Source organism: Moorena sp. SIO3B2 (assembly GCF_010692525.1).
GTDB lineage: Bacteria > Cyanobacteriota > Cyanobacteriia > Cyanobacteriales > Coleofasciculaceae > Moorena > Moorena producens.
Genome location: NZ_JAAHHE010000632.1, coordinates 1 through 2,625, shown reverse-complemented (window position 1 = coordinate 2,625; position 2,625 = coordinate 1). Strand labels below are relative to the sequence as shown.

Here is a 2,625-nt window from a genome sequence, read left to right as displayed (position 1 = left end):
CCTTTTTCTATATAGTTTATTACTTTTTTTCTGAAATCTAGACTGTATGGCATTGCTGTCAGTTATTGAAAATATACCCTTTTCATTTTACCTCATCACCGTCTTATCCTTAATTGAAACAACTATATCTTCCGGATGGTGGTGAAAACCCACCCCTTGAGGAGACAAGTGACTCCCTATCTGGCCACACCGAGATGAACGGCATTTCATCGGAGTGAAGCTGGCACCAGGGCGGAATCAGAGGTGAAACAGATAAGCCACACTGCCGCTAATGGGGAGATGACAAGGGCAAACAAGTCCTGAAAAAGTGTCTAAAAGCACCGGCACAATCTGGACAAATAGTGTGCACGGCATCCTCGCATTCTCACGGAAAGAACGGCGGTTATCCGTAAGCTCCGAGAAGAGGGTAGGCAAATTGGACTGTCCTAAATCATCTAAACAATCTGGAGGATGGAACGAGTAAAAACGATGGCAACACTTGGGTCTGAAGAACGGTCGGAACTTCGGTAAGCTATGCCAAGCCTAATCCCCACCATCGGGTAAGATGTGCTCAAAACTGGGCACGGGTATTCAGAATACGCAAACCAATGGAGAGTATGGGTAGACACAGACAAAAATCTAGTGACCTTTGGAAAGGACAGAACTGGAAACAACTCCGGAGAAATCTTTTCCGCCTACAGAGGCGCGTGTATAAAGCGGTTCAAGCTGGTGACTTGAGGAAAGCTCGGTCTCTACAGAAACTGATATTGAAATCCCGTTCAGCACAGCTTTTGGCCATCCGCCAAGTGACACAGCTTAATCAGGGCAAGAAAACCGCCGGTATCGACGGGAAAACTGCACTGAATTATGAGGAGAGGCTGGAAGTACTTGAGAATATGAGGCAAAGCGCTCTCGACTGGAAACACTCCGGTCTTCGAGAAATCCCAATCCCTAAAAAGAATGGGAAAGTAAGGATACTCAAGATACCAACAATCTTCGATAGAGCGTGGCAATGTCTGGCAAAATTCGCCCTCGAACCAGCATACGAAGCCTTGTTTCATGCTCGTAGCTACGGGTTCAGAACGGGAAGAAGTGCGCACGATGCACAAAGATACGTGTTCGCTAACTTGAAATCGAACGCAAATGGCATCACCAAGAGAGTAATCGAACTGGACATTAAGAAGTGTTTCGACCGCATCTCCCATAAGTCCATAATGGACAGGTTAATTGCGCCAGCAAGTTTGAAGACTGGGATATTCCGCTGTCTCAAAGCAGGAGTTGACCTGGAATTTCCTGAGCAAGGAACCCCACAGGGAGGAGTAGTCAGTCCACTTCTAGCCAATATCGCACTTGATGGAATAGAGGAAATACACCCAAGCGTCAGATACGCAGACGATATGGTGATATTCCTCAAGCCAAAGGATAACGCCGAAAAAGTTCTGGGTAAAATCAAGGCATTTTTGGCAGAACGCGGGATGGAAATCAGCGAAGAAAAGACCAAGATAACCAAAACGACAGACGGATTCGACTTCCTAGGATGGCGCATGCGCGTCAAACAAAACGGAAAATTCCATTGCACTCCCTCAGTGGAGAATCATAGGAACATCCGCAGGAAAATCAAGACCGTAGTCAACAGTTCGAATTATGGTGCAAAAGTCAAAGCCAAGAAGCTAGCCCCCATCGTACGTGGATGGAGGAATTACCATAAGTACTGCGACATGAGCAGTTCCCGAGATAGTTTATGGCACATGAACAATACCGCAAACCGGAAATTTCGTAGCGAAGAGAAGGTAAACCGGTACCAGGCCGACAAACTATGCAAGAAAAGCTTCCCCGCAGTAGGGTATGAACAGAACAAACACGTAATGGTAAAAGGGACTAAGTCCCCTTATGACGGAGACTTAGTCTATTGGAGTCAGAGAAATTCGAAACTCTACTTCGATGCTACTGCAGAAACTTTGAAGAAGCAAAACCATTCTTGTGGATATTGCGGGCTGAAATTCATTGATGAGGAAAGAGTACACCTCCACCACATTGACGGAAATCATCACAACTGGAAGAAAAACAACCTTATGGCTGTTCACCAAAGTTGTCACCAATATATTCACCAGGGCAAGTCAGAAGACTAGGATATCTAGGAGCCGTATGCGGTGAAAGTCGCACGTACGGATTTGAAGGAGAGGTGCCCTGGGTAATACCAGGCATCGACTCTAATAGAAGCAATCACACTTTTAGGCGAAAAAGAACAATACAACCCTGCTTCTAGAAACCAAGGTTGCCCCTGTGGGTCGATACGGAAGTCAAAAAGACTGTAGTGGCGACAGCCCAACGCCTGATGACACCTCTTGGCTACTTCCTGAACTGGCTTGGTTACAGGGTCCCTAGGGTCTAGCATCCAAGCCTTAACACCATCCTTAGCAGTCAAACTCAAGTCGCCATCTTCTGTTCGTTTTAGTTTATCCTCATAGTTGCGAATCCGGTGGTCATGGGGATTCACCAGATACTCTTCTAGGGGTAAACCTAGGCTGTTCACTCTAGGACTTGATTGATGGGATGAGTTCATGCATAATCTGTGTGAAGAGGTTGCCAGGATCTGCCCATGATACAAGGATACAAAAGCTCAATTGAGCGTCTGGCCAATTTATT

Annotated in this window: 1 protein-coding gene and 1 pseudogene; one reads left to right on the top strand and one right to left on the bottom strand. The window is 46.2% G+C overall.

The annotated features are described in order from the left end of the window. Positions 1 to 596: 596 nt before the first annotated feature. On the top strand, positions 597 to 2,108 hold the full coding sequence (locus F6K38_RS39155) for a group II intron reverse transcriptase/maturase (protein WP_287256644.1): 1,512 nt from the start codon (positions 597 to 599) through the stop codon (positions 2,106 to 2,108). A 5-nt stretch (positions 2,109 to 2,113) separates the two neighbouring features. On the opposite strand, the pseudogene F6K38_RS39150 reads toward F6K38_RS39155, so the two are convergent. Continuing rightward, positions 2,114 to 2,503, bottom strand: a pseudogene (locus F6K38_RS39150) (hypothetical protein); the annotation flags it as partial. Positions 2,504 to 2,625 lie beyond the last annotated feature (122 nt).